The sequence below is a fragment of the Buchnera aphidicola (Sitobion avenae) genome (assembly GCF_005082585.1).
Lineage (GTDB): Bacteria > Pseudomonadota > Gammaproteobacteria > Enterobacterales > Enterobacteriaceae > Buchnera > Buchnera aphidicola_Z.
Genome location: NZ_CP034855.1, coordinates 365,207 through 385,588 on the forward strand (window position 1 = coordinate 365,207; position 20,382 = coordinate 385,588).

At 24.5% G+C, this 20,382-nt stretch carries 22 protein-coding genes; 19 read left to right on the plus strand and 3 right to left on the minus strand.

The window, feature by feature from the left end; all coding sequences use genetic code 11:
- Positions 1–56 precede the first annotated feature (56 nt).
- On the plus strand, positions 57–1,112 hold the full coding sequence (gene pyrC, locus D9V77_RS01675; RefSeq protein WP_158338460.1) for a dihydroorotase: 1,056 nt from the start codon (positions 57–59) through the stop codon (positions 1,110–1,112).
- 15 nt (positions 1,113–1,127) lie between these two features.
- Here pyrC and D9V77_RS01680 read toward each other — a convergent pair whose 3' ends face one another.
- Both D9V77_RS01680 and flgA read right to left on the minus strand, forming a co-directional pair.
- A complete protein-coding gene (locus tag D9V77_RS01680) occupies positions 1,128–1,535 on the minus strand; it encodes a flagellar protein FlgN (protein ID WP_158338462.1) in 408 nt (135 codons plus the stop codon).
- Between the two features lie 76 nt (positions 1,536–1,611).
- Positions 1,612–2,292, minus strand: coding sequence for a flagellar basal body P-ring formation chaperone FlgA (gene flgA, locus D9V77_RS01685; protein WP_158338966.1), 681 nt, complete (start codon positions 2,290–2,292; stop codon positions 1,612–1,614).
- Between the two features lie 194 nt (positions 2,293–2,486).
- Here flgA and flgB point away from each other — a divergent pair, with 194 nt between their 5' ends.
- The 10 genes from flgB to D9V77_RS01735 all read left to right on the plus strand — a co-directional run bounded on the left by flgB (position 2,487) and on the right by D9V77_RS01735 (position 11,056).
- A complete protein-coding gene (gene flgB / locus D9V77_RS01690; protein WP_158338464.1) occupies positions 2,487–2,897 on the plus strand; it encodes a flagellar basal body rod protein FlgB in 411 nt (136 codons plus the stop codon).
- Positions 2,898–2,905: 8 nt separating this feature from the next.
- Complete coding sequence (gene flgC / locus D9V77_RS01695; protein WP_158338466.1) at positions 2,906–3,316, plus strand: flagellar basal body rod protein FlgC; 411 nt, start codon at positions 2,906–2,908, stop codon at positions 3,314–3,316.
- A gap of 10 nt (positions 3,317–3,326) precedes the next feature.
- Positions 3,327–4,025: a flagellar hook capping FlgD N-terminal domain-containing protein gene (locus D9V77_RS01700; RefSeq protein ID WP_158338469.1), complete on the plus strand. Its 699-nt coding sequence runs from the start codon at positions 3,327–3,329 to the stop codon at positions 4,023–4,025.
- A gap of 39 nt (positions 4,026–4,064) precedes the next feature.
- Positions 4,065–5,288 carry a flagellar hook protein FlgE gene (locus D9V77_RS01705; protein WP_158338471.1) on the plus strand — a complete coding sequence of 408 codons (1,224 nt, stop codon included), beginning with the start codon at positions 4,065–4,067 and terminating at the stop codon, positions 5,286–5,288.
- Between the two features lie 27 nt (positions 5,289–5,315).
- Positions 5,316–6,074: a flagellar basal-body rod protein FlgF gene (gene flgF, locus D9V77_RS01710; RefSeq protein WP_158338473.1), complete on the plus strand. Its 759-nt coding sequence runs from the start codon at positions 5,316–5,318 to the stop codon at positions 6,072–6,074.
- Between the two features lie 20 nt (positions 6,075–6,094).
- Positions 6,095–6,877, plus strand: coding sequence for a flagellar basal-body rod protein FlgG (flgG, locus tag D9V77_RS01715; RefSeq protein ID WP_158338475.1), 783 nt, complete (start codon positions 6,095–6,097; stop codon positions 6,875–6,877).
- A gap of 82 nt (positions 6,878–6,959) precedes the next feature.
- The gene (locus tag D9V77_RS01720; protein ID WP_158338477.1) at positions 6,960–7,676 is read left to right on the plus strand and encodes a flagellar basal body L-ring protein FlgH; all 717 of its coding nucleotides are present in this window, start codon (positions 6,960–6,962) and stop codon (positions 7,674–7,676) included.
- A 214-nt stretch (positions 7,677–7,890) separates the two neighbouring features.
- Positions 7,891–9,009, plus strand: a complete 1,119-nt coding sequence (locus D9V77_RS01725; protein WP_158338479.1) for a flagellar basal body P-ring protein FlgI — start codon at positions 7,891–7,893, stop codon at positions 9,007–9,009.
- Entirely contained in the window at positions 9,009–9,326 is a 318-nt protein-coding gene (locus tag D9V77_RS01730) for a rod-binding protein (RefSeq protein WP_158338481.1), read from the plus strand. Before D9V77_RS01725 ends, D9V77_RS01730 begins: the two co-directional genes overlap by 1 nt.
- Positions 9,327–9,418: 92 nt before the next feature.
- The gene (locus D9V77_RS01735) at positions 9,419–11,056 is read left to right on the plus strand and encodes a flagellar hook-associated protein FlgK (protein ID WP_158338483.1); all 1,638 of its coding nucleotides are present in this window, start codon (positions 9,419–9,421) and stop codon (positions 11,054–11,056) included.
- 247 nt (positions 11,057–11,303) lie between these two features.
- Here the strand turns inward: D9V77_RS01735 and rne are convergent, their stop codons facing one another.
- Entirely contained in the window at positions 11,304–14,030 is a 2,727-nt protein-coding gene (gene rne / locus D9V77_RS01740; protein ID WP_158338485.1) for a ribonuclease E, read from the minus strand.
- A 242-nt stretch (positions 14,031–14,272) separates the two neighbouring features.
- Here rne and rluC point away from each other — a divergent pair, with 242 nt between their 5' ends.
- The 8 genes from rluC (at position 14,273) to D9V77_RS01780 (ending at position 20,293) form a co-directional block, all read left to right on the plus strand.
- Positions 14,273–15,217: a 23S rRNA pseudouridine(955/2504/2580) synthase RluC gene (gene rluC / locus D9V77_RS01745; protein WP_158338487.1), complete on the plus strand. Its 945-nt coding sequence runs from the start codon at positions 14,273–14,275 to the stop codon at positions 15,215–15,217.
- Between the two features lie 82 nt (positions 15,218–15,299).
- Entirely contained in the window at positions 15,300–15,464 is a 165-nt protein-coding gene (rpmF, locus tag D9V77_RS01750; protein WP_158338489.1) for a 50S ribosomal protein L32, read from the plus strand.
- A gap of 308 nt (positions 15,465–15,772) precedes the next feature.
- Positions 15,773–16,729 carry an ACP S-malonyltransferase gene (gene fabD, locus D9V77_RS01755; protein ID WP_158338491.1) on the plus strand — a complete coding sequence of 319 codons (957 nt, stop codon included), beginning with the start codon at positions 15,773–15,775 and terminating at the stop codon, positions 16,727–16,729.
- Positions 16,716–17,450, plus strand: coding sequence for a 3-oxoacyl-[acyl-carrier-protein] reductase (gene fabG, locus D9V77_RS01760; RefSeq protein ID WP_158338493.1), 735 nt, complete (start codon positions 16,716–16,718; stop codon positions 17,448–17,450). Before fabD ends, fabG begins: the two co-directional genes overlap by 14 nt.
- 88 nt (positions 17,451–17,538) lie before the next feature.
- Entirely contained in the window at positions 17,539–17,781 is a 243-nt protein-coding gene (acpP, locus tag D9V77_RS01765) for an acyl carrier protein (protein WP_158338495.1), read from the plus strand.
- A gap of 68 nt (positions 17,782–17,849) precedes the next feature.
- Positions 17,850–18,488 (plus strand): dTMP kinase, encoded by a 639-nt coding sequence (gene tmk, locus D9V77_RS01770; protein ID WP_158338969.1) that lies wholly within the window; start codon positions 17,850–17,852, stop codon positions 18,486–18,488.
- On the plus strand, positions 18,485–19,468 hold the full coding sequence (locus D9V77_RS01775; protein WP_158338497.1) for a DNA polymerase III subunit delta' C-terminal domain-containing protein: 984 nt from the start codon (positions 18,485–18,487) through the stop codon (positions 19,466–19,468). The genes tmk and D9V77_RS01775 overlap by 4 nt, the downstream gene beginning before the upstream one ends.
- Before the next feature lie 30 nt (positions 19,469–19,498).
- A complete protein-coding gene (locus tag D9V77_RS01780) occupies positions 19,499–20,293 on the plus strand; it encodes a TatD family hydrolase (RefSeq protein ID WP_158338499.1) in 795 nt (264 codons plus the stop codon).
- The last annotated feature ends 89 nt before the right edge of the window (positions 20,294–20,382 follow it).

Sequence of the window (20,382 nt, forward strand, 5' to 3'; positions counted from 1 at the left end):
ATTAATATTTAAAATCAGTTTAATAATTATAATTATATAAAAAAAGCAAAAAGAAAATGTCTGAATTTGTAAAAAAAATAAAAATAAAAAAACCTGATGATTGGCATGTTCATTTAAGAGACAATAATATTTTGAATAAAGTTATTAAATATACTGGAAAATTTTATAAAAGAGCTATCATTATGCCCAATCTTAATAATCCTATCACAAATTGTTTAAAGGGTATTTCTTATCGTAATAGAATTTTAAATGCAATGCATGTAAATTATGAATTCCAGCCATTGATGACTTGTTATTTAACTCGATCTACTATACCACAGGAATTGGAATTAGGTTTTTCTAAAAAAATATTTATTGCAGCTAAATTCTATCCTGATTGTTCTACAACTAATTCAAAAACTGGTATAAAAAAAATTAGTGATATTACTTCTGTCTTAGAATGCATGGAAAGAATAGGAATGCCATTACTGATTCATGGTGAAGAGATTTGTCAAAATATTGATATTTATGATAGAGAAGCAAAATTTATTGAAAAAACATTGGATCCCTTACGGAACAAATTCCCAAAGTTAAAGATAGTTTTAGAACACATCACAACTAAAGAATCCATAGAATATATAAAAAAAAGTGATTTTAATTATTTATCTGCAACTATTACACCACATCATTTAATACTAAATCGTAATGATATGTTTTCTGGTGGAATTCAGCCATATCTTTACTGTTTGCCAATTTTAAAAAAATATACACATCAAATAGCTTTAAGAAAAGCTATATCTAAAGGAGATAAACATTTTTTTTTAGGAAGCGATACTGCTCCACATTTTCATAAAAACAAGATTAATATTTTTGGTTGTGCTGGTATATTTAATGCTCCATCTTCTCTATTGTCTTATGTTGAAGTTTTTGAAGAAATGAATGCTTTAAAACATTTGGAATCTTTTTGTTCTAAAAACGGTCCAAAATTTTATAATATGCCTATTAATAAAGAAACTATCACTATAGTAAAAAAACCATGCAGGATTGTAAAAAGAATAAATGTTGGAAAAGATGTCATCATTCCCTTTTTATCAGGTAAAACTTTACGTTGGTCTCTTGATGATAAATGCTAATTCACTATTTTTATATTAATTTTTTAAATCTCCATTCAAATTATAAGTAATAGCTGTTTTATGTGATGGAAACAACTCTAAAAAATGTTGATTTAAATAAAATTTTTTATTTAAAAGAATTTTATTCTTTAGATTTAATCTTTTTAAAAAAATACACTTTTTTATGATTTGATTCCAATAATTATTTAATTGATAATGATTTTGATAAGGTGCAAAAATACCGATTTTTTTTTCAAGAGATAATCTATCTTGACTTAGAATGGTTAATTTCTTAAAACATGATGTTTTTTTTTCAATTAAATATAATAGATTTTCATTAGAAGTCTCACTGTTTGATAAATTATGATATTCTTGTGTGAATATATCTTCTAAAGAATTCAATATGATTTTTATTTTTTTTATTGCTTCTATTAATGTTTTCATTTTTTATATTTAAAAAAAAATTTTATATAACATATTTACATAAAGATACAATTACATCAATAAAAAAAAATAATTTTTATAAAGAGACTATAACTTCACCATTTTTATTAATGATTCCATTAATAATTTTTCCTGTTTTTGTTTGAACACGTATGTTCTCATGAATAGCACCATTACTCAATGATTTTGCTCTGGAAAAAATCGTAAAATTATGACCATCAATAATAACAGTCACCTGTTGATTAACTTTAACCATCCAAAATGGATGTGTCATTAAAGATGTTATAGGTTGCAATGGCAAAAAATCACGTAGATTTACTCTATTTATAACATCTTTTTTATTACGAAAGGTATTATTAGGTAGTTTATCTAAACGTCCTATTAAAACTTTTAAATCAGATTCTTTGATTATAGTACCTCGAGGAATTTTTCTATTTGCTGCAATATACTCTCCTTCAGATTGAATTTCTACTGTTAGATAGTAATATTGTTTGTTACAAGTTAAAAGAACATCAATCAAACCTAATTTACGAAAATTATTTAAAAGAGAAAAAATAGGTTTTTTGCAAGAAATATTTTTTTTTAATGGAGTACGTAATATGATACTGATATGATCTTTATTAGAAGGGTACTGTTGTTTTAAAAAAATATTTAATTGTCGAGTTAAATCAAAAAAATTAAATTTTTGTACAGTTGTACCAATAGAATTAACTGTAAAAGATGTAAATAATAAAAACAAATAAATTATCATTTTTATGATTATCATTTTTTTCCTTGATTTATATTAATTAAATGATTTATAAATACAGTGTTTTTAAGAACATTTTCTTGATAGAAAATATTTAATAAAGGTATAATAAAAATACTTTTTTATTTTTAAGTACATCCTTTTAAATCTTTTGTTTTTAAATTTATTAAAATTTTTTATATTATGATGCTTAGGATAACAATATGTTTAATAAAATAGATCAAATTTTTAATTTTAACCAACAGGCATTAAATCTTTATGCTAAACGTCAAGAAATATTATCTTCAAATATTGCTAATGCTGATACGCCAGGATACAAGTCAATAGACTTTAATTTTAAAGATGAACTTAGTAAAATGTTATATAATAAAAATGCAAAAAACACAGGTGTTTTTTTAAAAAAAACATCTCCTTATCATTTAAACGCAACAAATAAAAATGTTTTTTTATTAAAAACTCTACCTGTTATTACAAATCAAATGAAACAAGATGGTAATACGGTAAATATGGATAGAGAAAGGATTGAATTCATAAATAATAGTTTAAAATATCAATCTAGTTTAGTATTTATGCAAAACGAAATTAGAAATATTATGCGCGTATTAAAAGGATAATGTAAATCATGTCTCTGCTAAATATATTTAATATTGCAGGTTCAGCAATGACTGCTCAGTCACAAAGAATAAATGTAATTGCTAGTAACTTAGCAAATATGGATACTACAATATACAAAAATGGAAAATTCTATCCATATATTGCAAAAAAAGTGGTTTTTGAATTAGATCCTTTAAAAAATTCGAAAATAGGCGGTGTGAAAATATCTGCTATAATAGATAATCCTAGTCCAATGAAAAAAATATATGATCCAAATAATCCTATGGCTGATAATAAAGGTTATGTTTTAACTTCAAATGTGAATCCCATTACAGAAATTGTCAATAATATTTCCGCAGCAAGAAGTTATCAAGCAAATATAGAAGTATTAAAAACAGCTAAAACCATGATAATGAAAACACTAACCATTAGTGAATAACGGAGACAAAATGAGTATTGCTATCGATGCCCATTCATCTAATATAGATTTACCTGTAGACAATAGATTTGCAAAAAACAAAGGACATGATTTACAAAATAACATTAATCCACTAGATTTACAAAAAAACTTTTTAAGTTTGCTTGTTGCACAAATTAAAAATCAAGATCCAACTGATCCTATTAAAAATTCTGATTTAACATCACAATTAGCTCAAATTAATACAGCAAGTGGGGTTGAGAGACTAAATAATACAGTAATAAAATTCTCTAATGAAATTGCTGCAAATCAAAATATTCAATTATCTTCATTAATCGGACGTCATGTAACAGTTCCTAGTAAAAAAATAATGCATACCAAAGATAGTGAAACAAAATTTGGTATAGAATTAATGGGAAATGCCACTTCAATTAAAATACAAATTACAGATGAAAAAAATAAAATTTTATATTTAAAAACAATATCAAAAGATATAAAAGCAGGGAGATATACTTTTATATGGAACGGTAAGGATTTAAATAAAAAAAGCTTGACCACTGGAACATATAATATTTCAGTTAAAGCTCAAAACAAAGAACAAAATGTTCCTGTTCAAAGTCTGAGTGAAGCCTTAGTCAATAGCATTATTATATCTTCTGAAGAGCCTATTATAGATTTAGGAAAATTAGGAAAAACAATCGCTTCAGACATTCGTGAGATCCTTAAATAAGAAAATTTTATTTAATACAAATGAAAAGGGAACAAATTTATGTCAAGTATGGCAGCTATAAGTGGTTTACTAATTAATAATGATTATATAGATATAATATCAAATAATATCGCTAATGCATCTACGATAGGATATAAATCTAGAAAACCAATTTTTTTTGATATGTTTTCTCATTCATTTTATTCTAATAATCCTAATGGATATGGTGTTAGAATTTTTAATGTTACACCAAACTTTAACAATGGAATGTTAGTTGAAACTGGTAGGGGTTTAGATTTAGGAATTATAGAAGATGGATTTTTCCGTGTTTTAGATTCTCAAGGTCAGGTGCATTATACAAGAGACGGTCAATTCTTACTTGATAAGAACAAGAACATTGTTAATATGCAAGGAATGTATCTCACCGGGCAAAACAAATTTTATTCAAACAATACTTTTAATGGTCTATCTAACTTGGAACCTATTAATTTAAAAAATGCTCATGTACTAAAAGAAAAACCTACTTCTGAAATAACATTAAAAGCTATTTTAAATCGTAATACTCATTCAATGGAAAATATAGATAGTTCTGATAATAACTCATCCGGAAGAGAAGACTATACTACTACTATCAGTATCTATAATAAAGATGGCATACAAGAACAAATCAAGATCTCTTTTAATAAAATAGAAAATAATATATGGAAAGTTAATGTAAATTCAAATGAATCTAATGATCAAAAAAGTATAAATAATAGTTTTGATTTAAAATTTGATTCTGATGGCGAATTAATTTCTAATACAAGTTTTACTATTGAATCAAAAAACCCTAAAAAATACGATAATATCGTACTCAACTTAACTGGTACTATAGAACAATCTGATACTGATAATTCTTTTGAAGAATACACTCAAAATGGATATGCCCAAGGCATATTAAAAACATTTAATGTTTTTCCAAATGGTGAAATTGTTGGTACGTATTCAAATAATAGACAACAAGGAATTGGACGAATACTATTATCAAAATTCATCAATCCCGAAAAACTACAGCCTGAAAGTGGTAATCTATGGTCAGCTAATTCGGAATCGGGTTCCGAAATCATTGAAACAACAGGCGATAAAGATGTTGAAATTTTAACTGAAAAAACTTTAGAAGCATCTAATGTTGATTTAAATAAAGAGTTAATAAATATGATTATAGCGCAGCGTAACTATCAATCAAATGCTCAATCTTTTAAAACAGAAGATAAAATAATTAATACATTAATAAATTTACGATAATTTAACAAAATGGGATTTAAGAACATAATGGAGAATACGATATATCAATCTATGATTTCTGCGAATCAATTATTAGAAAAACAAACTATTATTTCTAATAATTTAGCAAATATTTCAACTACTGGTTTTAAAGAAAAGTTTATTACTACGATACAAAACTATGACATAAAAAACTTATATAATAATACTAACAATAAAATTACAAAGGAATATCATAATCTTTCTACAGGATCTTTAAATCATACAGAAAGAAATTTAGACTTATTTATAAAAGATGACGGATGGTTAACAGTTAAAGATAGAAAAGGTCAAGAAGCATATACAAAAAATGGTCATTTAAAAATAAATTCGAATGGAAAATTAACTATTCAAGATCATGAAGTAATAGGAAACAATTGCAATATAAAAATACCAAAAAATATAAATATAAAAATATTATCTAGTGGAGTTATCATTTCAATAGAAAAAAAAAATAATTATATTTCCGAACATAAAATAGGAGCATTAAAATTAGTATCTCTTCCTTCACAAGATCTTGTAGAAAAGGAAAATGGACTATTTTATCTTAAACAAAATAATTTCTTGAATCAATATACTGGCACTGTACCTCATAGTAAAAAAATACATGTACAATCAGGTTTTTTAGAAGAAAGCAATGTAAATGCTTCTAAAAATATGATAGAAATGATATCAAATGCTAGACAATTTGAAATGCAAATGAAAATGATATCCATGTGTGATAAAAATGCAGAATATGCAAATCAACTAATTAATGTTAATAATTGATAAAACAGGATAAAAAAAATATGATTCCTTCTTTATGGATTTCTAAAACTGGTCTTGACGCTCAACAAATTAATATGAATGTTATTTCGAATAATTTAGCAAATGTTAGCACGAATGGGTTTAAAAGATCCAGAGCAGTTTTTGAAGATTTAATGTATCAAACGATACGAGAAGCAGGAACAAATTCATCACTTGAAACAACTTTACCATCAGGATTACAATTAGGTACTGGAGTAAGACCAGTATCTACTGAACGAATTCATAGTCAAGGTAATCTTTCAAAAACAGATGCTTCAAAAGACGTAGCTATCAATGGCACAGGATTTTTTCAAGTACAGTTGCCGGACGGAAACATAGGATATACAAGAGACGGCTCTTTTCAATTAGATCAAAATGGTCAATTAGTAACCAATAGTGGTTTTCCTATTCTACCGGAAATTAATATTCCTCCTAATTCTACAAATATCAACATAGCAAGAGATGGTGTTATTAGTGCAACAATTCATGGACAAACACAACCTATCTTAGTTGGTCAGTTAAGTTTAACTAATTTTGTAAATGATTCAGGATTAGAAAGTTTAGGTGAAAATTTATATCAAGAGACTCAAGCATCTGGAGCTCCAATTGATACTCTTCCAGGTTCAAATGGCGCTGGAGTATTATATCAAGGATATGTTGAAACTTCAAACGTCAATGTTGCTGAAGAACTGGTTAATATGATTCAAACTCAAAGAGCATATGAAATAAATAGCAAATCTATTAGTACATCAGATCAAATGCTACAAAAACTGTCACAGTTATAATAATCACTTGTGATTGTGTCTTTAGAAAATATGTTCGAGAATATTCATATATTAAACGTCTATCATTAAAGGTAACTTTTTCGTGATAAAGTTATTTATTCGTCAAATAAAATACTTTTTAACTGCCATGTTTTTATTAACAATTCAAAGTTGTACTAATATTGAATACAAAACTTTAGTAGAAGGCAAAACAACTGCTATAGCACCTAATATATGGCCTAAAGTAATAAATGGTTCTTTATTTCAAGAAAAAATACCAATGAATTATGGATATCAACCATTATTTGAAGATCATCGCCCACATAACATTGGGGATACAGTCACTGTTGTATTACAAGAAAATATAAGTGCTAGCAATAGTTCTGTTTCAGATGTTAGTAGAGATAGTACTGCCAACTTAGGAGTAAGAATATCACCTGGACAATTAAATCCTATTTTAGGAATTAATTTGAAAGATAATGCTACTGGTGTAGATAGCATAGGAAGAAACAATTTTTCTGGAAAAGGCAGTAACTCAGCTAAAAACAAATTTACTGGTCTTATTACTGTTACTGTTCAAAAAGTACTCCCAAATGGAAATTTAAAAGTTATTGGAGAAAAACAAGTTTCTATCAATGAAGGTATAGAATTTATTCGTTTTTCAGGTGTAATAAATCCTAATAATATCAATAAAAATAATTTTATCGCATCTACTCAAATTGCTGATGCACGTATTGAATATTTAAGTCATGGACGTATTAACGAAATTCAAAAAATAGGATGGTTTCAGAAATTTTTATTAAAAATCTCTCCTATATAGATATATATTACAAAATTAAATAATTTTAAAAATTATATTTCTTCAAAATTTCATTCAATCTCATAAAGAATATTATTATTTATTCTTTATGAGTAAAGATTAAATATGTTTAAAATAACTAAAAAATATTTTTTTTTAAATTTTAATATTTATTAAAAATAATATGATTATATACTATGACACTTTTTAAAAAACACATCAATAAAGGTTTTTTATGTTTAAAAAAATATTATTGTTAATAAAATCAATTATTTTTATTTGCGTGAGTTGTTCATCGTCTTTGCATGCTGAAAAGATACGTGATTTAACCAGTATTCAAGGAATTCGAGATAACCCGCTTATCGGTTATGGTTTAATAGTTGGTTTAGATGGAACGGGTGATCAATCAACACAAACTCCTTTTACTAATCAATCATTAAATAACATGTTGTCGCAATTAGGTGTTAGTATTCATTCAGAAACTAATATGCATATAAAAAATGTAGCTGCAGTAATAGTTACAGCAAATCTACCTCCGTTTAGTCATACAGGTGAAAAAATAGATGTGGTCGTTTCATCTATAGGTAATGCTAAAAGTCTTAAGGGAGGAACACTTTTAATGACTCCTTTAAAAGGCACTGACAATCAAATCTATGCTATTGCTCAAGGTAATGTATTAGTTTCTGAGAAACTTAATAAAAAGGGTAAAATAAATTATATTAATTTAAACCAAGTCAATTCTGGTAAAATTCATCGTGGTGCAACAATCGAACGTGAAATAAATAATAATTTTGGAACACAAAAAACAATTAATTTACAATTGAACGAAGAAAATTTTAGTACAGCACAACGTATGAGTGATATGATTAATGTAAAATATCCAGATACAGCTACTCCTATTGATTCTAAAACAGTACAATTAAGTACTTCAGCTAATAATGATGTACAAGTGCATATGCTTTCTAATATTCAAGATATAGACATCTCATTACCATTAGAAGAAGCTAAAGTTGTGATAAATCCTCGTACTGGTTCTATTGTTGTTAACCAATCAGTAAAATTAAGATCATGTGTAGTTTCCAACGGAAATACATCGATCATAATAAATCAAATTAAAAATAAAAAAAGAGATCTATATTTTTTAAAATCATTTAAGAAAACTGAAAAAAAAGCGAATTCTATAGAAGATATAGTTAATAAAAACTATATGAACGATATTTCTAGTAATAGAGACAATTTAAATAATATAGTTAAGGCATTAAATGCATTAGGAACTAAACCTGATGAATTAATGTCTATTTTAGAATTAATGAAAAGTGCTGGTTGTCTTAACGCAAAATTGGAAATTGTTTAATGAATGATAATTTTTTACTATTTAATACATTAAATTATAATGTTAAATTTATTAATGAACTGAAATATCAAGTACATGATAATCCCACAAAATATGCATTAAAAACAGCTAAAGAAGTAGAAAGTGTGTTTATTCAAATATTACTTAAAAATATGAGAAACACTTTATTAAAAGATAGTTTATTAGATAATAATCAGAGTCGTCTTTATACTGATATTTATGATCAACAACTATCTCAAGAAATTAGTAAAAAAGGAATAGGATTAACTGACATAATTTTAAATCAAATTCAACCAAAAAAAAATATTATGTCATGAAAATAATGATAAAGTATCATTTCAATGAACTATTTTATATAGAAAATATATTTTAAAATAAAATAAATCTCTTATGAAATAAGGATAAAAAAATGAGTTCAATATTAAATGCCGCCATTGCTGGTATAAACGCAATGAAAATTATGATTGATAATACTGTCAATAAAATTAATAATCCTGCTGAAAAAATTTCAGGAAAACGTGTTATTTTAGAAAATACTATACAAAATTCAGATTCAAATACAAATACTAAAGTAAAAGTAAAAGAAATATACGATAATTATAATGACTTTATTACAGAAGAAAAAAGAAAAACTGAGGTGCAAGTTCAAGATGAGCAAACTAAAATTGAACAATTATTAAAATTAGAAGATTTGTTGTGTGAAAAGTCAAATATTTTCAATATTTTAATTAATGATTTATATGAACAAATAGAAAAAGATATTGTTGTAGGTCAAAAAAATATAATCAATGAAAATATCAAAAACAAATTAAGTAATATAGTATTAGCAATACAAGATTTTGATAAAAAATTAAAATTTTTAGAAAAAGATATCAAAGAATCTGTGATAAACAATATTGAAAAAGTTAATTCATTAATTAACGAAATTCATGAAATTACTATAGATATTCGTTATTTCCCTGTTTTAAAACTCCCTAATAGGGTTGATAGCTTAATTGACAAAAGAGATAATCTAGTAGACGAATTAAACGATTTAATAGGAGTTAAAGTTGTAAAAGGTAATGATAGTTATAAACTTTATTTAAATAATGGGATATCTATCATAGACAATAATCAAAAACAAAATTTAATTCCATTAACATCTAAATCAGATGACAGATATATTAGCGTAGGATATATTGATAATAATGATAAAATAGCGAAAAAAATAGAAGACATGATTCCTAGTGCTACTTTAGGAGCACTTCTTAAATTTCGTAGAGAAGAACTAACAGATGCAAGAAATAAAATCGGACAATTAACAATTAATTTTGCGGATAGTATTAACTCATATCATACGTTAGGATATGATATGTTTGGACATGTAGGTAAAGAAATCTTTAAAATTAGCCAACCAGAAGTTATATCTAGTTCAAGCAATCATTCATCTCCTACAATATCAGCAAAATGGGTTTCTACTAGTAATGCAAAAGATACTGACTATATTATATATTTTAAAAATAATAATTGGACAGTAATAAGACTAATAGATCATACTCAAGTTGAACCTAATATACGTACAGAAAATAACAATCTATTAATCACTTTTGATGGAATCGAATTTTTAATACAAGGTGAAAATTCTGACGGTGATATTTACATGATTAAACCATATTCTAAAACGTTAGAACAATTAGAATTGTTGATTGATAAAAATCAACCATTTGCGTTTTCATCTACAGATGATGTAAATTATCCCAATAGAAACAATGCTATGATAATGAATAAATTTCATAAAGATCTTTTAGTTGATCATAAAGAAACACTTGATGAAGCCTATCAAAAATTTTCTAAATCTATAGCTTATAAATGCAATGAACTTGAAGAAGAAATTCCCTTTAAAAAAAATATGGTTAATATACTTAAAGATAAAAAATTATCTATGTCTAACAATGTTGAACAAGATTATCAAGATTTAAATTATCAACAAGAATGCTATCTTGCAAACGTTAAAGTTTTACAAATAGCAGAAAATATTTTTAATGAAATAATCGACTGTTTTAGCTAATTAATTTTTAAAAAAGACCTATAAAAAAATAAAAACTTACTTAAATAGCAGAAAATATTTTTAATGAAATAATCGACTGTTTTAGCTAATTAATTTTTAAAAAAGACCTATAAAAAAATAAAAACTTACTTTTAAAGTAAGTTTTTATTTTTTTATGAAAGAAAAATACAATAAATAATTATGTTTATGATATATTGTAATAATTTCATCCTTAATTACAAAATATTTAAGATTTCTAAAAAATATTTTATTTAAGTTTTGAAACCGGCGAATTAGAAAAACTTGTTGCAGAATGTGCTCCTGCAGAATTTTTTCTTCTATAACTTAATTTCATCATCAAAAAACTAAAATCTTTTTCTGTCTTTTTACAATGTGAATTTTCTGAAATTTTTGTTACAGGTGCGCTTGATTGATTTTTTTTTCCCGAAATTAATACAGATTTTTTCTCAGTACTTATTGAAAATTTTGATTCTATAATTTTTGGAATTTCAGTATTATATTTTATACATTTTTTAAAGGGATATATTCTATTTTTTGTTTTTTTTGTTCTGGGATAATCATTATTCTTAATAATTTTATTTGTTTTGCAAACAGAAGATAAATGTAATTTTTTCTTTTTGATTATTGTATTTTGTTGTTTTTCTTTATCTAAAATAATAACTGGATATTTAATCCATACTTTACCTAATGATAATTCTAATGAAAATACTGAAGAAAGTATTAATATTGGTGATTTAATAGGATGACAATTTACAAAATTATTATTTAATATAGTATTATTTTTAAAAGTTCCAGAATTGTTAAAAAATTTATAAAAAATAGGATTGATATTAATAGGATTATATTTATTAATTTCAATGTTTTTAAAAGAAATATTTTTATTTATATGTTTTTCAATTAAATTAACTTTTTTGATTTCTTTTCTTTTATTTTCTTTGTTATAGAAAAAATTATCTGGATTAGATGTATCTAATTTTTTACTTTTCAAATGTTTTTCATCGTTTTTTTTATAAGAATTACTATTTTTTCGTGAAGAAATATTGTAATCTTTTTTAGATGATTCCAAAAATTTATGTTTTAAAGATATATTTTCAATATTTTTTCTAGCTTCTTGAGAAGAAACAACTGTTTTTTTTTGAAAAATATTTTTCTTATTTAAAGAATAATGTTTTTTTTTTGAAAATCCATTATTTTTATTTTGAAAAATATTATTTTTTAGAATTTTTCGAGTAATTAAAATATGTTTAATTAAAAAAGAATTTTTTAACCAAGAAATAATCTTAGATATAAAATTATTATGAATGATATAATGTTTATTATTTTTTAAAATGTTTTCTTTCTCTTCTTCTAATCTCTCAGTACTATGATTAAACAAATTCAAATCAGTAAAATTTAATTTATTTTTTATCTTTTTTTTCAAGATGTTTTCTTTTAAAAAATCTGTAATTTTACTTTTACGAATGTTAGAAAAACCATAACTTATAGAATTTACACTTTCACCCTTTCTAATTCTAGAAACAGAATAATGTGGAGTTTTCATTTTTTTACTAGGAATAATGATAGTTTTTCCACCATCTTGACGTTTTTCAATAGCATGAACTACATCTCTTTTTTCATTTAGTAAATAGCAAGCTATCTCTACAGGTACAATAGCACGTACTTCAGATGTATTTTCTTTTAAAGCTTCTTCTTCAATTAAACGTAAAATTGATAAAGATAAAGATTCATTATCTCTAATTGTTCCTGTTCCTGTACATCTTGGACAAACATGATGACTAGACTCACCTAAAGATGAACTTAATCTTTGTCTAGACATTTCTAACAAACCAAAACGAGAAATTTGACCAATTTGAATACGAGCTCTATCTTCACGTGCAATTTCACGTAATCTATTCTCAACAGCTTTTTGATGACTGACAGATGACATGTCAATAAAGTCAATTACTATCAATCCGCCTAAATCTCGCAAACGTAATTGACGAGAAATTTCATCCACAGCTTCTAAATTAGTATTAAATGCTGTAGATGCAATATCTGCACCACTTGTAGAACGAGAAGAATTAATATCAATAGCAGTTAGAGCCTCAGTACTATCTACCATAATTGAACCACCAGAAGGCAATCTTACTTTTCTTTGGAAAGCAGAATCAATTTGTGTTTCAATTTGAAAATAACTAAATAATGGAATTTCTCCAGTATACAACTTGATTTTATTAGCAAAATCCGGACGGCCTAAAAAAGTAATATGTTTTCGAGCTAAATTTAATATCTTAGGATTATCAATTAAAATTTCTCCGATATCTTGACGAAGATAATCTCTAAAAGCGCGAACAATAATATTACTTTCTTGATGAATTAAAAATGGTGCAGTTCGACTTTTTGCTATTATTTGAATGGTATTCCAATGCTGTAACCTAAGAGACAAATCCCATCTTAATGACTCTATAGATTTACCAGCACCAGCAGTTCGAATAATTAAACTCATATCTTCAGGTAATTTTAATAAAGATAATAACTCTTTTAATAAAATTCTATCATTTCCTTCGATTCGTCTTGATATACCACCAGATTTTGGATTATTTGGCATGAGAACTAAATAACTTCCTGGTAAACTGATAAAAGTTGTTAAAGCTGCACCTTTAGTACCTCGTTCTTCTTTATTTATTTGAACAATAACTTCCTGACCTTCTTGTAAAATATCTTTAATATTAAGACCTAAGGTATAAACATAATTTTCTGGAAAATAATTTTTAGAGATTTCTTTTAATGGTAAAAACCCATTTTTTTCTTCACCATAATCTACAAAAGCAGCTTCTAAACTAGGTTCTATACGAGCAATTCTTCCTTTATATATATTTGATTTCTTTTGTTCTGATCCAGAATTTTCTATATCTAGATCGTATAAACGTTGACCGTCAACAAGAGCTACACGCAACTCTTCCTGCTGAGTTGCATTAATTAACATTCTTTTCATTATAACTTTTTCTCTCTTATTTTTATAAATAAGTACATACATCAACAGGAAAAATAGATCATTAAAAAATTTTATATTTTAATAAATTTAATAATATAAAAATACAAGAAATATTATATAAAATAATATTAAATTTTTTTATATTACATATTAATGAATTATTTATTTAATATATTTATATAAATAATTATATTATAATAAATAAAAAATTAAAAAAATTACTTACCATAGAGATTTTTTTAATGAAACATAAAATACTACCGATATCTATTATATATATTAATCAAGAAATGCTAAATCAACGCATAGATAATTTTATGCATAATAGGTTTAAAAACGTTCCTAAAAGCATGATTTATCGTATTATAAGAACAGGAAAGATTCGAATTAATAAAAAAAGAATCAAACCACATTATAAATTAAAAATTGGAGATGTACTGAGAATTCCACCAATAAAAATCTCATATAATTTAAAAAATACTTTTTTTCCCTTAAATGATGCTAAAAATTTATTAAATAGCATTTTATATGAAGATAATCATTTGTTAATTATTAATAAACCTTCAGGAATTGCAGTACATGGTGGAAGTGGACTAAATTTTGGAGTAATAGAATATTTTCGAAAATTGCGTCCACTAGATAAATGTCTTGAACTTGTACATCGTATTGATCGCGAAACATCAGGCATTTTAATATTAGCAAAAAAACGTTCATCTTTAGTATCACTACATCAACAATTAAGAGAACAAAAAGTTAAAAAAGAGTATATAGCATTAGTTCATGGTTTGTGGCCTATTCATTTAAAAAAAATTTCAGAACCTTTATTAAAGATTAGATTGCAGAATAAACAAAAAATAGTTTTAATTAATCCAAAAGGCAAACCTTCAGAAACTTGCTTTCAAATTAAAAAAAAATTCTCATCCTCAACTTTACTGTCAATTATACCTAAAACTGGTAGAACACATCAAATTCGCGCACATACCTTCCATGCAGGACATCCAATATTATTTGATAAACGTTATGGTAAAAATAGTCTAGATGCTAATATAAAAAATAATATTAATATTAACAGACTTTTACTTCATTCTTATGGAATTCATTTCATCCATCCAAAAAATGGTCATAATATTTATATAAAGGCTCCGTTACATGCAGATTTTAAAGATTATTTAAACAATATGATATAGTTTATATATAATAAGATCTAATATGAAACATATTATTTTTAATAAAATATTTTTCCAGCATACTAAATAGAGAAAACATCATATGGCAGTTCAAAAAAATAAACCTACTCGATCTAAAAGAGGAATGAGACGTTCTCATGACTCTCTGCAAGTACCAACTTTATCTATAGATAAATTTTCTGGAGAAACACATATTCGACATCATATTACTTTTGATGGCTATTACAAGGGGAAAAAAGTTATTTAAGAAAACACATAATATAATAAATACTATTTTATATATTTAAAAATTAAGTTAACTTTTTTAAAAAAAATTTTATTTAATTAATTTTTGTAAAACTATTCATTAAAAACTATTTTTTTATAAGTTTTTAATGAATACATTATATTAACTTAAAAATATATAATAAATTTTATCAAAGATATTTTCAAATTGTTTTAAAAATGTCATATTTCATGTGAAATTCAATATATTTATATAAAATAAATAAAAAAAATTAAAAATATCTTATAATTATATTGTAAATTTTTATTTTAAAAAACAAGGTAATTATAATGAGTTTATTTGCAATGTTATTTCCAGGACAAGGTTCTCAATATGTAGGTATGCTATCTTCATTCTTTTACAGAAGTAATAACATTTTTTATAACACCTTTGATGAAGCATCAGAATATATTCATTTTGATTTATTTAAATTAATACAAGAAGGACCTAAATTTAAATTAAATGAAAGTAAATATACACAAGTAGCAATATTAACTGCATCAGTTTCAATATATCGTTTTTGGAATTATAAACATGGTAAAGCTCCAACGTTTATGTCAGGACACAGCCTTGGTGAATATTCAGCTTTGGTATGTTCTGATTCAATAAAATTTTCTGATGCATTAAACTTTGTGTTTTTACGAGGTCAACTCATGGAAGAAATAACTATAAACCGCCCTACTTTAATGCAAGCAATTATTGGAATAGATAAAAAAAAAGCTCAAACTGCATGTTCTACAATAAAATCAAAAAAAATTGTTTCTTTATCAAGTATAAACTCTCACAATCAAATTGTAATTTCAGGAGATAAATCTGCAGTATATAAAGCAAGTTTAAATTGTAAAAAATTAGGAGCTAAACATATATTTACACTTAATACTAATATACCAGCACACTCTAAGTTAATGAAACCAATATCTGAAAAATTAAAAAAAATGTTAAATATGATCTCTGTACATCCACCTAAAATTCCAGTTATCAATAACGTTGATGTAACATCTGAAAATAACAGCGAAAATATAAAAAATGCATTAATTAGACAAATCTATAGTACTGTAAGATGGAAGGAAGTTATAGATTTTATGAAATTGAAAAAAAATTTTGTAATGTTAGAAATTGGACCTAATAAAATACTTACTAAATTAAACAAAAAAGATAAAAAAATTATTTCATTTAGCACTAATAATTTAAAAAATTTTTTAATAGCTTTCAAAAAAATTAATCAAGGAATTAATGAACATAAATAAAAAAACTGCATTAATAACAGGTGCCAATCGTGGGATAGGAAAAGGAATTGCAAAGAAACTAGTTAATCAGGGAATACGAGTAATTGGAACATCTACTACTCAAAAAGGAGTGGAAATTATTAATAATTATTTAAAAAAAAACGGATTTGGTTGTATATTAAATTTAAAAAATACTAATTCTATCACAGAAACAATAAAAGAAATTTATAAAAAAAAATACTCTATTGATATATTAATTAATAACGCAGGAATAAAAGAAGATAATTTATTAGTAAATATGAAAAATCAAGAATGGGATGATGTAATAAAAACTAATTTATCATCAATATTTTATCTAGTAAAATCTGTTATTCGATCAATGATTAAAAAAAGACAGGGTAGAATTATTACTATTGGTTCCATAATTGCTTGCACAGGTAATAAAGGACAAGTCAATTATAGTGCTTCTAAGTCAGGATTAGTTGGATTCCATAAATCACTAGCATTAGAAGTAGCATCGAAAGGTATTACTGTGAATATTGTTGCACCAGGTTTTATTAAAACAGATTTAACAAATACATTAGATTCGATTCAATATCAGAAATATTTGTGCAATATCCCTATGAAAAGAATGGGAAAAATAGAAGAAATAGCAGATGCTGTTGTTTTTCTAGCTTCAAAAAAAGCATCATATATAACTGGACATACATTACATGTAAATGGAGGGATGTATATGATATAATATAAAAAAAATTAAAAAAATATATAAATTACATTTTTTAAAAAAATTAAAACAGCAATTAACATTAAAAATATAGTGAAAAATAAATATGAAAAATATTGAAAAACGTATAAAAAAAATAATTAGTGAAAAACTAGATATAAAAGAAGAAAAAATTTTCAATGAATCTTATTTTATAGATGATCTTGGTGCAGATTCACTTGATACGGTAGAATTAATTATGGCTTTGGAAGAAGAATTTGATATTGAAATATCAGATGAAGAAGCAGAAAAAATTAATACAGTACAAAAATCTATCGATTATATCAAGAGTCGTAGTTCAAAAAAATAAACATGCAAAGTTTTATCAACAAAAAATTTAATATAAATTACACTTAATTAAAAATATTTTACATGAGAATAATAAAAAATAAATTTATTGTAATTGAAGGGTTGGAAGGTGCAGGCAAAACTCATGCCTGTATCTGTATTAAAAATATATTAAAAAAAAATAATATCAAAAAAATACTTTTAGTACGTCAACCTGGCAGCACACCTATTGCAGAAGATATAAGAAAATTAATAAAAAAAAAATTTGATACCGATAATCTCGTCAAAGAAACAGAATTATTGTTAATGTATGCAGCAAGGATACAATTAGTCGAAAAAAAAATAAAACCTGCATTAATAAATGGTATTTGGGTTATTTCTGATCGTCATGATTTATCTTCTTTAGCTTATCAAGGTGGTGGATTGGGTATTAAAAAAAAAATAATTGCTAAATTACAATCTTTATTTCTATATAATGTTATTCCAGATTTAACTGTCTATATGGATGTATTACCGAAAATTGGTTTGGCAAGAGCATTAAAACGGAATTCATTAGATTCAATTGAAAGTAGATCTTTAACATTTTTTCAAAAAACTAGAAATAGTTATTTAAAAAATATCAAAGAAGATAAAAATATTATAAAAATCAATGCTAATTTAAACATGAGCAAAGTAACTCAAAATATTACGAAAAAAATATTAAATTGGCTTAAAAAACAAGTTATATGAAATTATACCCATGGTTAATAAAACCGTACAATAATATTGTACGACAACATCAAATAAAAAAAGCTCATCATGCTATTTTAATACAAACCCAAAGAGGTATAGGGATATCATTATTAATTTGGTTTATTAGTAAATGGTTATTATGTTTAAAACCTATAGAAATGAATTCTTGTAATCAATGTTATGGATGTAAATTAATGTCTTCAAATAACCATCCAGATTGGCATAAGTTAATATCGGAAAAAAGTAACATATTTAGTATAGAAGACATAAGAGTTATTAATGAAAAAATATTTAAATGTTCTCAACAAGGTAGATGTAAAATTATTATTTTATCAGATACCGAAAAATTAACAGAATCAGCTATTAATGCTTTTTTAAAAACATTAGAAGAACCACCTAAAAATACTTGGTTTTTTCTTGTAAATTATAAAAATGCAAATTTGCATTCTACATTAAATAGTCGTTGTCTTATCTACAAAATATTTGCTCCAAAAGAAAAAGATAGTTTACATTGGTTAGAAAGCGAAATTATCAAAAAAAACAGATCACATTTAATAGCATTACGTATACATCAAGGTTCTCCTCTATCTGCAAAAAAATTTATTAATAGTAATATCTGGATAGACAGAAAAAATTTTTATAACGATTTATTTTCTGCTTTAAAAAATAAAAATTTATTAAGAATATTATCGTCACTTAAAGAAAAAAATAGTACGGTGAAAATCGACTGGATATGTTTTTTACTATTTGATTCGATTAAATTTAATTTTAATGAAAAAAATCATTTAATCAATCTAGATCAAATAGAATTAATTCAATTTCTTTCTAACAATTATAGTAATGTTGTTTTAGATATAAGTATTCGTAGATGGATGCATTGTAAATACAGATTGTCAACAATACCTGGAATTAATTATGAATTGTTATTATTAGAACAATTACTTGTATGGGAAAAAATTTTAGATTTCATATTATAGACTTAATTTTTATATAAAAGAGATAAGATTATGTTCTTAATTGATTCACATTGTCATCTTGATAGATTGAACTATAATTTATTACATAAAAATATAGAAGATGTGTTAAAAAAATCTTGTAAAAATTATGTAAAAAATTTTTTAACTATATCAACTTCTATAAATAATTTTTATACAATCATAAAGTTGTTTCAAAAATACGATTTTATTTTTTATTCTTGTGGCGTACATCCAATAAACTGTCAAAAAGAACTCAACATTTTTAATACAATAGAAAAATTATCTCTAAAAATAGAAGAATTATCTTATATAAAACATGTAATAGCATTAGGTGAGACTGGCTTAGATTATCATCATTCATATGAAACTAAAAAAATACAAAAAGATTTTTTTCGAGAACATATTCGAATTGCAATAAAGTTAAAAAAACCAATCATAGTACATTCACGAAATTCTACAAATGATACCATAAAAATATTAAAAGAAGAAAATGCAGAAAAATGTAGAGGGGTAATACACTCTTTTAATGAAGATTATAATACTGCATCTAAATTATTAGATATGGGTTTTTATATTTCTTTTTCTGGAATAATTACTTTTAAAAATTCTATAGAACTTTGTAATACAATCAAAAAAATACCACTAGAACGATTGTTAATAGAAACAGATTCACCATATTTATCACCAGTTCCATATCGAGGAAAAGAAAATCAACCTGCATATTTATTTTATATAGTAAAAAAAATTTCTATATTAAAAAAAATAGAAATGAACACACTTGCGAAAATTATAAAAAATAATTTCTATACATTATTTAATGTATAGAAGATATACCCTTTACTTAGTATTTAATAAAAAAAAATATTTCTTAAATAAAATATAATATTTATTATATACAATTCATGTCAAAATCT

Excerpts from the sequence above, each read along its gene's own strand:
- D9V77_RS01725 (WP_158338479.1), top strand. The coding sequence starts at position 7,891 with ATGTTTAAAAAAATATTATTGTTAATAAAATCAATTATTTTTATTTGC.
- D9V77_RS01705 (WP_158338471.1), top strand. The coding sequence starts at position 4,065 with ATGTCAAGTATGGCAGCTATAAGTGGTTTACTAATTAATAATGATTAT.
- flgB (WP_158338464.1), top strand. The coding sequence starts at position 2,487 with ATGTTTAATAAAATAGATCAAATTTTTAATTTTAACCAACAGGCATTA.
- flgG (WP_158338475.1), top strand. The coding sequence starts at position 6,095 with ATGATTCCTTCTTTATGGATTTCTAAAACTGGTCTTGACGCTCAACAA.
- D9V77_RS01780 (WP_158338499.1), top strand. The coding sequence starts at position 19,499 with ATGTTCTTAATTGATTCACATTGTCATCTTGATAGATTGAACTATAAT.
- D9V77_RS01700 (WP_158338469.1), top strand. The coding sequence starts at position 3,327 with ATGAGTATTGCTATCGATGCCCATTCATCTAATATAGATTTACCTGTA.
- D9V77_RS01680 (WP_158338462.1), bottom strand. The coding sequence starts at position 1,535 with ATGAAAACATTAATAGAAGCAATAAAAAAAATAAAAATCATATTGAAT.
- acpP (WP_158338495.1), top strand. The coding sequence starts at position 17,539 with ATGAAAAATATTGAAAAACGTATAAAAAAAATAATTAGTGAAAAACTA.
- pyrC (WP_158338460.1), top strand. The coding sequence starts at position 57 with ATGTCTGAATTTGTAAAAAAAATAAAAATAAAAAAACCTGATGATTGG.
- D9V77_RS01775 (WP_158338497.1), top strand. The coding sequence starts at position 18,485 with ATGAAATTATACCCATGGTTAATAAAACCGTACAATAATATTGTACGA.
- fabG (WP_158338493.1), top strand. The coding sequence starts at position 16,716 with ATGAACATAAATAAAAAAACTGCATTAATAACAGGTGCCAATCGTGGG.
- flgC (WP_158338466.1), top strand. The coding sequence starts at position 2,906 with ATGTCTCTGCTAAATATATTTAATATTGCAGGTTCAGCAATGACTGCT.
- D9V77_RS01735 (WP_158338483.1), top strand. The coding sequence starts at position 9,419 with ATGAGTTCAATATTAAATGCCGCCATTGCTGGTATAAACGCAATGAAA.
- rpmF (WP_158338489.1), top strand. The coding sequence starts at position 15,300 with ATGGCAGTTCAAAAAAATAAACCTACTCGATCTAAAAGAGGAATGAGA.
- flgF (WP_158338473.1), top strand. The coding sequence starts at position 5,316 with ATGGAGAATACGATATATCAATCTATGATTTCTGCGAATCAATTATTA.
- D9V77_RS01730 (WP_158338481.1), top strand. The coding sequence starts at position 9,009 with ATGAATGATAATTTTTTACTATTTAATACATTAAATTATAATGTTAAA.
- fabD (WP_158338491.1), top strand. The coding sequence starts at position 15,773 with ATGAGTTTATTTGCAATGTTATTTCCAGGACAAGGTTCTCAATATGTA.
- rne (WP_158338485.1), bottom strand. The coding sequence starts at position 14,030 with ATGAAAAGAATGTTAATTAATGCAACTCAGCAGGAAGAGTTGCGTGTA.
- rluC (WP_158338487.1), top strand. The coding sequence starts at position 14,273 with ATGAAACATAAAATACTACCGATATCTATTATATATATTAATCAAGAA.